We start from the raw sequence: 7289 nt of genomic DNA on the forward strand, positions 1-7289 counted from the left end.
GGCCGGGGACGAGGACGGGGACGGGGACGAGGCCGACTCGGACATTTCGGACTAGCCTGAGGAGATCACACCCCCTCACAGAGGAGACGTCATGACCCTCCTCCACCACGAGCACCCCACCCACGCGCACAGCCACGGGCCGGCGTGCGGACATGTCTCCGTCGTGCACGGGGACCACCTCGACTACGCCCACGACGGGCACCTGCACCGCGAGCACGGCGGCCACTGGGACGAGTGCGAGCCCGTGGGCCATGTCCAGCACACGCACCCCGCCCACACGCACGGGCCGGACTGCGGACACACCTCCGTCGCGCACGGCGACCACCTCGACTACGTGCACGACGGGCACCGGCACGCGGCGCACGGCAATCACTGGGACGACCACTGACCTGACGGACGGGGACGACCGCCGACCCGACCTACGGGGCGATCGACCGACGGGTCGTCTTCCCCCGGGCATCACCCGACTGGCAGGCTTTCGCCGACCTGTTGGGCTCACCCGGGGGGACTCCATGGCCGCGACCGACCCGTACACCGTCAAACTCGCACCCGGGGTGCACGCGTTCGTGCAGCCCGACGGCGGCTGGTGCCTCAACAACGCGGGCATCCTCGGCGACGCGGAGGAGAGCCTGCTCGTGGACACCGCGGCGACCCAGCGGCGCGCCCTGCTGCTGCGCGACGCGGTCATCGCCGCGGGGCTGCCGCTCCCCCGCACGATCGTGAACACCCACCACCACGGCGACCACACCTACGGCAACGGGGTGTTCACCCCGGCCGCGCGGATCGTCGGACACGACTCCTGCCGGGCCGAGCAGCTGGCCGCGGGACGGCAGCTCCATCTGCTGTGGCCGCAGACCGACTTCGGCGACATCCGGGTCACGCCGCCCTCCCTCACGTACAGCGAGCGGCTGACCCTGCACGTCGGCGGGACCGAGGTCCGGCTGCTGCACCCGGGCGTCGCGCACACCACCGGCGACTCGATCGTCCATCTCCCGGAGCACCGCGTGGTGTTCACCGGCGACCTGATCTTCCAGGGCGGGACGCCGTTCGTGCCGATGGGGTCGATCGCCGGTTCGCTGCGCGCCCTGGAGATGCTGCGCGCGCTGGACGCGGAGACCGTGGTGCCGGGGCACGGCCCGGTGACGGACCCGTCCGCGTACGACACGACGGAGCGATATCTGCGCTGGGTCGCCGAGCTGGCCCGCGAGGGGCACGCCAAGGGCGCGAGCCCGCTGGAGACCGCGCGCACGGCCGACCTCGGGGAGTTCGCGGCCTGGCGGGAGAGCGAGCGGCTCGTGGCGAACCTGCACCGGGCCTACGCGGAGCTGGACGGGCTGCCGGACGGCTCGCCCCTCGATGCGGCGGCGGTCTTCGGCGACATGGCGGCGATGAACGGCGGGGTCCCGGTCGCCTGCCACGCGTAGCGCGCAGCACCGCACCACCGCCGTACCCACCACCGCAGCGCCGCACCACGTACCGCACACCGCGTGCGAAATCGCCCGCCCGGAACCTCCCGGGCGGGCGTTTTCGCAGACCCCTCTGGACGACATACCGACTGGTCGGTCATCATGAACGGCGACCGGCCGACCACTCCCGCCCCGGAGGTACGCACCATGAGCACCAGTCCCCCACCCGGTCTCGACCCCGAGCGGCTGCGCGGATTCCTCGACCGCGAGCGGCCCGGCCTGGTGAGCGGACCGCTCCGCGCCCGGCTCGTCGAGGGCGGCCGCTCCAACCTCACGTACGTCGTCACCGACGGCGCCGGCCAGTGGGTGGTGCGCCGGCCGCCGCTCGGCCACGTGCTGGCCACCGCGCACGACATGAAGCGCGAGCACCGGGTGATCAGCGCACTGCACCCGACCGCCGTGCCGGTGCCGGAGCCGGTGCTGCTGTGCGAGGACGAGTCGGTGCTCGGGTCGCCGTTCTACGTCATGGAGTTCGTGGCCGGCACCCCGTACCGCTCCGCGGAGCAGCTCGCCCCGCTCGGCCCAGAGCGCACCCGCGCGGCCGTCCTCGCCCTGGTGGACACGCTGGTCGACCTGCACGCCGTCGACCCGGCCGCGGTGGGTCTCGGCGACTTCGGCCGCCCCGACGGCTTCCTCGACCGGCAGCTGCGCCGCTGGGGCAAGCAGCTGGACGCCTCGCGCAACCGCGAGCTGTCCGGCATCGACGAGCTGCACGCCGCGCTCGGCCGCGCGCTGCCCGTCTCCCCGGCCCCGACGGTGGTGCACGGCGACTACCGCCTGGACAACGTGCTCATCGGCGAGGGCGACCGGATCACCGCCGTCCTGGACTGGGAGATGTCCACACTCGGCGACCCGCTGACCGACCTCGGCCTGCTGGTGATGTACAGCGCGAAGCTGGAGCTGCCGGACTCCCCCGTGAGCACCACCGCCGCGGCCGCCGGGCACCCCGAGCCCGCCGAGCTGATCGAGCGGTACGCCGCCCGGTCGGGCCGCGACACCTCCGCCCTGTCCTGGTACACGGCCTTCGCCTGGTTCAAGCTCGCCGTGATCCTGGAGGGCATTCACTACCGCTACACCCTCGGTCAGACGGTCGGCGCCGGCTTCGACCGGATCGGCGACCTCGTCCCGGTCTTCATCGAGCACGGCCTCACCACCCTCCAGGAAGGCTGATCCCGCATGGACTTCGCATTCGACGCCCGTACCGAGGAGCTGCGGGCGAAGCTGCTCGCCTTCATGGACGAGCACGTCTACCCGGCCGAGCGGATCGCGCACGAGCAACGCGCGCTGCTCGCCTCGCCGTGGGACACCCCGCAGGTGGTCGAGGACCTGAAGGCCGAGGCCCGCCGTCAGGGCCTGTGGAACCTCTTCCTGCCGGACTCCGCGCACGGGGCCGGGCTGACCAACCTCCAGTACGCGCCGCTCGCCGAGATCACCGGCCGCAGCCCCGAGCTGGCCCCGACCGCGCTGAACTGCGCGGCCCCGGACACCGGCAACATGGAGGTACTGGCCCAGTTCGGCGACGAGGCGCAGAAGAAGCAGTGGCTGGAGCCGCTGCTCGCCGGGGAGATCCGGTCCGCGTTCGCCATGACCGAGCCGGAGGTGGCCTCGTCGGACGCCACCAACATCGAGACCCGGATCGACCGCGACGATGGGGGCACCTCCCGCTCGAGCGGAGCCGAGAGTGGGGGAGGCTACGTGATCAACGGTCGCAAGTGGTACATCTCCGGGGCGATGAACCCGCACTGCCGGATCTTCATCGTCATGGGCAAGACCGACCCCGACGGCCCCGACATCCGCCGTCAGCAGTCGATGATCCTCGTCCCCCGGGACACCCCCGGCGTGGACGTGCGGCGCGCGATGCAGGTGTACGGGTACGAGGACCACTCCCACGGCGGCCACGCCGAGGTGGTCTTCGACGACGTCCGGGTCCCCGCCGCGAACCTGATCGGCGAGGAGGGCGGCGGCTTCGGCATCGCCCAGGCCCGGCTCGGTCCGGGCCGGATCCACCACTGCATGCGACTGATCGGCATGGCCGAGCGGGCCGTCGAGCTGATGTGCCGCCGGGCGGTCTCCCGTACCGCTTTCGGCAAGGCGATCGCCCAGCAGGGCGTGGTGCAGAACTGGATCGCGGACGCGCGGGTGACGATCGAGCAGCTGCGACTCCTCGTGCTCAAGACCGCCTGGCTGATGGACACGGTCGGCAACCGCGGCGCGCACACCGAGATCCAGGCCATCAAGATCGCCACCCCCCGCGCGGTGGTGGACATCATCGACAAGGCCGTCCAGGTCCACGGCGCGGGTGGCGTCTCTCAGGACTTCCCGCTGGCCGAACTCTGGGCAGCGGCGCGGACGCTGAAGCTGGCGGACGGCCCGGACGAGGTGCACCAGCGATCGCTGGCGCGCCAGGAGCTGAAGAAGTACCTCTGAAACCGGGCGCGTCGAGTCTCGTCGGCGTGCGGTGGGGATGATCCACCGCACGCCGGCCCCTCGAACCCGACGGGCCTCAGGGGCGGAGGGCTCGCAGCAGCAGGTCGGCCAGGTGGCCGGCGACCTGCTCGGGGGTGAGCGGGCCGTCCGGGCGGTACCAGGTGGACAGGTGGTGGACCGAGCCGAAGTGGTAGTCGACCACCAGGTCGGCCGGGGTCGCGGAGGAGAAGACGCCGCTCTGCTGGCCCTCCTCGATCAGGGCCCGGAAGCGCTCGTGGTAGTGCCGGCGCTCGGCCCGTACCTGCTTGTTCTTCTCCGGGCTCAGGTGATGCATCGAGCGGAAGAAGATCGCGGCGTCGTCGAGGTTCTCGATGGTGGTGACCACCACGTCGGCCGCGGCGTCCCGCAGCCGCTCCGCCACCGGCGCGTCGGCGTCCGCGAAGGCGTCCAGGCGCTCCTGCTGGAGCCGCAGGACCCGGGAGTACACCTCCTGGAGGAGGTCCTCCTTGGAGCCGAAGTAGTGGTAGAGCGCGCCCTTGGTCACGCCGGCCGCCTCGACGATCTCCTGGACGGAGGTCCGGTCGTAGCCCTGCTCGGCGAAGAGCCGGGTGGCGGCGGCCAGCAGCCTCTGCGGGACGGGGGCGCCGCTCCCGTCCGTCGTCCTGGCCATGTGCCGCCACCTTTCTCTCGTGCTGCGTACTGCGTGGTCTTCGTTACTCGGGGGAACGGAGTTCCCTTCTGAGGATCTTCCCACTTGTCGTCTTGGGGAGCTCAGCCAGGATCTCGACCTCGCGAGGGTACTTGTACGCCGCCAGCCGTTCCTCGCAGTACGCGGACAGCTCGGCGGGCTCGACGGCCGCGCCGGGGCGCAGGCTGACGTACGCCTTCACCGTCTCGCCCCGGTAGGCGTCGGGGACGCCGACGACCGCGGCCTCGCGGACGGCCGGGTGGGTGTAGAGCACGTCCTCGACCTCGCGGGGCCAGACCTTGAAGCCGGAGGCGTTGATCATGTCCTTCTTGCGGTCCACGACGTAGAGCCAGCCGTCGGGGTCCATGAAGCCGATGTCGCCGGTGCGCAGTTCGCCGTCCGGGAAGGCCTGGGCGGTGGCCTCCGGGAGCCGCCAGTACCCAGGCACGACCTGCGGACCGCGCACGGCTATCTCGCCCTGCGCGCCGAACGGGACCTCGCGGCCCTCCTCGTCGAGGATCCGGACGAGGGTGTCGGGTCCGGGCACGCCGACGGACAGGGTGCCGGAGGCCGGGTCGACCGGGGCCTCCTTCTCCGGCGGCACGGCGGCGCAGGGGGCGGTGCACTCGGTCAGTCCGTAGCCGTTCTGGATGTACGGGCCGAAGCCGGCCCGGAACCTCTCCACGAGCGCGGGCGGGACCGGAGCCCCACCGGAGGAGACGACCAGGAAGGACGCGAAGTGGTCGCGGGTGACGCCGGGGTGGGCGGCCAGCGCCATGAAGGCGGTGGACGGGCCGACGGTGTAGGCGGGGCGGTGCTCCAGGAAGGCGTCGAGGACGACGCCGGAGTCGAAGCGGTAGGCGAGCGCGAGGGTGCCGGCGTTGGCGAAGCAGGCCCCGAGCTCGCAGACCATGCCGGTGATGTGGAAGAGCGGGGCGAGCGCGAAGTACGTGCCGCCGTCGGGGACGGGGTGGCCGGTGCGCTGGCGCTCGGCGTTGTGGACGATGCCCCGGTGCTGGTTCATGGCGCCCTTGGGGGTGCCGCTGGTGCCGGAGGTGTAGCTGATCAGGGCGATGTCCTCGGGGCCGAGGGTGCGGTCCTCGGGGGCCGGATGCCCGGCGCGGGCCACGGCGAGCAGGTCGTCGGCCTCTTCGGCGGGGACGGGTGCCTGCTCGAAGCCGAGCACCCGCGGGTCGTCGCGCGTCTGCAGCTCGCGCTCGAAGGCGGTCAGCGCGATCCGGACCGGGGAGTCGGCGGCGGTGTCCCGCAGGTACGCCGCCCAGGTCCGGTCGGCGCAGACCAGGGCCACGGCCTCGGAGTCGTTCAGGACGTGCGCCACCTCGGCGGACTTGTACATCGGGTTGAGCGGGACGACCGTCGCGCCGGCCTTCCACGCGCCGAGCAGCGCGAGCACGAAGTGCGGGCTGTTCTGGAGCATGATCGCCACGCGGTCGCCGCGGACCAGGCCGCGGGCGGCGAGATGTCCGGCGACGGAGTCCGAGAGCGCGTCCGTCTCGCCGTAGCTGAGCCGGCCGTCGAAGTAGGCGAGGGCGGTGCGCTCGGGGTGGGCGGCCGCGGCGGCCCGGAAGGCGTGCAGCACGGTCGGCGGAGGGGCGATCGGCCCGCGCTGGGCGTCGCTGAGCTGGGCGAGCCACGGCTTGGCCGCGTAGATCGACTCCTGGGCTCCCTGGAGGTCCGTCATGCGCCCGCCCCTTCCCACTTCTGCTGGATGTGGTTCATGTTGCCGAGCCAGCGCTCGGGGTCGGCGGCCCGGACGCGGTAGTAGTCGGCGACCTCGGGGTGCGGCAGGATCAGGAAGCGGTCGGCCTCGATGCCCGCGAACAGCGCGTCGGCGACGTCCTCGGGCTCGATGGCGGTGGGGGCGAGGACGAGCTCGCCGGCAGATCCGGCGGCGGTGAGCATGTCGGTGCGCACGCCCTGCGGGCAGATCGCGTGGACCTTGATGCCGCGGTGCCGGTAGGTGAGCGAGAGCCATTCGGCGAAGGCGTACGCGCCGTGCTTGGAGACGCTGTACGGTGCCGCGCCGACCATGGTGAGCAGGCCGGCGGCGGAGACCGTGGAGACGAAGCGGCCGCTGCCGCGCTCCAGCCACCCGGGCAGCAGTGCGCGGGCCGCGCGGACATGGGCCATGACGTTGACGTCCCAGGCGGCGGCCCACACCGCCTCGTCGGCGAGGGCGTCGCCGGGCGAGGCGAGTCCGGCGTTGGCGCACCATACGTCGATGCCGCCCGTGCCGCCGAGGGCCTCGCGCGCCTCCTCGACGATCTCCGAGGCGTCGCCGGGCACGGCGGCGGCCCCGATCTCGTCGGCGACGGCCTTGGTCCGGCCGGGGTCGAGATCGTTGACGACGACCCGGGCGCCCTCGGCCGCGAACCGGCGGGCCAGCGCGGCGCCGATCCCGCCGCCCGCCCCCGTGACGACCACTCCCGCTCCCTGCACCGAACTCATCGAGACCCGCCTCTCCGTTGCGACAGTGGATGCAGACTAACCAGTCGGTATGTACCTGCGGAAGGCCCTGCGCACAGGCCGGTCGCCCGCTTGGCACACGCCCCGCGCACGCCTCGTTCCGCGGGGCCCCGGTCCGCGCTAGCGTGCGTGGCCATGTCAGGAAGGGCGATCAAGGAGGTTTCCGCATGAGCCTGTCCAGACGGGGCCTGCTGGCCGGCGGCGGCGCGCTGGGCGCGGTC

General features: G+C 72.6%; 7 protein-coding genes. 4 read left to right on the forward strand and 3 right to left on the reverse strand.

Annotated features, from left to right (window positions below):
• The first annotated feature begins 91 nt into the window (after positions 1 to 91).
• From VIU94_RS27875 to VIU94_RS27890, 4 genes are all read left to right on the forward strand, one after another.
• The gene (locus tag VIU94_RS27875) at positions 92 to 388 is read left to right on the forward strand and encodes a hypothetical protein (RefSeq protein ID WP_331915300.1); all 297 of its coding nucleotides are present in this window, start codon (positions 92 to 94) and stop codon (positions 386 to 388) included.
• Between the two features lie 124 nt (positions 389 to 512).
• Positions 513 to 1424, forward strand: coding sequence for an MBL fold metallo-hydrolase (locus VIU94_RS27880; protein ID WP_331915302.1), 912 nt, complete (start codon positions 513 to 515; stop codon positions 1422 to 1424).
• Positions 1425 to 1613: 189 nt separating this feature from the next.
• On the forward strand, positions 1614 to 2636 hold the full coding sequence (locus tag VIU94_RS27885; protein WP_331915304.1) for a phosphotransferase family protein: 1023 nt from the start codon (positions 1614 to 1616) through the stop codon (positions 2634 to 2636).
• 6 nt (positions 2637 to 2642) lie between these two features.
• Positions 2643 to 3893 carry an acyl-CoA dehydrogenase family protein gene (locus VIU94_RS27890; RefSeq protein WP_331915306.1) on the forward strand — a complete coding sequence of 417 codons (1251 nt, stop codon included), beginning with the start codon at positions 2643 to 2645 and terminating at the stop codon, positions 3891 to 3893.
• 76 nt (positions 3894 to 3969) lie between these two features.
• On the opposite strand, the gene VIU94_RS27895 is transcribed toward VIU94_RS27890, so the two are convergent.
• Genes VIU94_RS27895 through VIU94_RS27905 form a run of 3 tightly spaced genes read right to left on the reverse strand, consistent with a single transcriptional unit; the run spans position 3970 to position 7050 of the window.
• A complete protein-coding gene (locus VIU94_RS27895; protein ID WP_331915308.1) occupies positions 3970 to 4563 on the reverse strand; it encodes a TetR/AcrR family transcriptional regulator in 594 nt (197 codons plus the stop codon).
• Between the two features lie 43 nt (positions 4564 to 4606).
• Complete coding sequence (locus VIU94_RS27900; RefSeq protein WP_331915310.1) at positions 4607 to 6283, reverse strand: AMP-binding protein; 1677 nt, start codon at positions 6281 to 6283, stop codon at positions 4607 to 4609.
• The gene (locus VIU94_RS27905; protein WP_331915312.1) at positions 6280 to 7050 is read right to left on the reverse strand and encodes an SDR family oxidoreductase; all 771 of its coding nucleotides are present in this window, start codon (positions 7048 to 7050) and stop codon (positions 6280 to 6282) included. The genes VIU94_RS27900 and VIU94_RS27905 overlap by 4 nt, the downstream gene beginning before the upstream one ends.
• Positions 7051 to 7289 lie beyond the last annotated feature (239 nt).

Source organism: Streptomyces sp., assembly GCF_036566765.1.
Classification (GTDB): domain Bacteria; phylum Actinomycetota; class Actinomycetes; order Streptomycetales; family Streptomycetaceae; genus Streptomyces.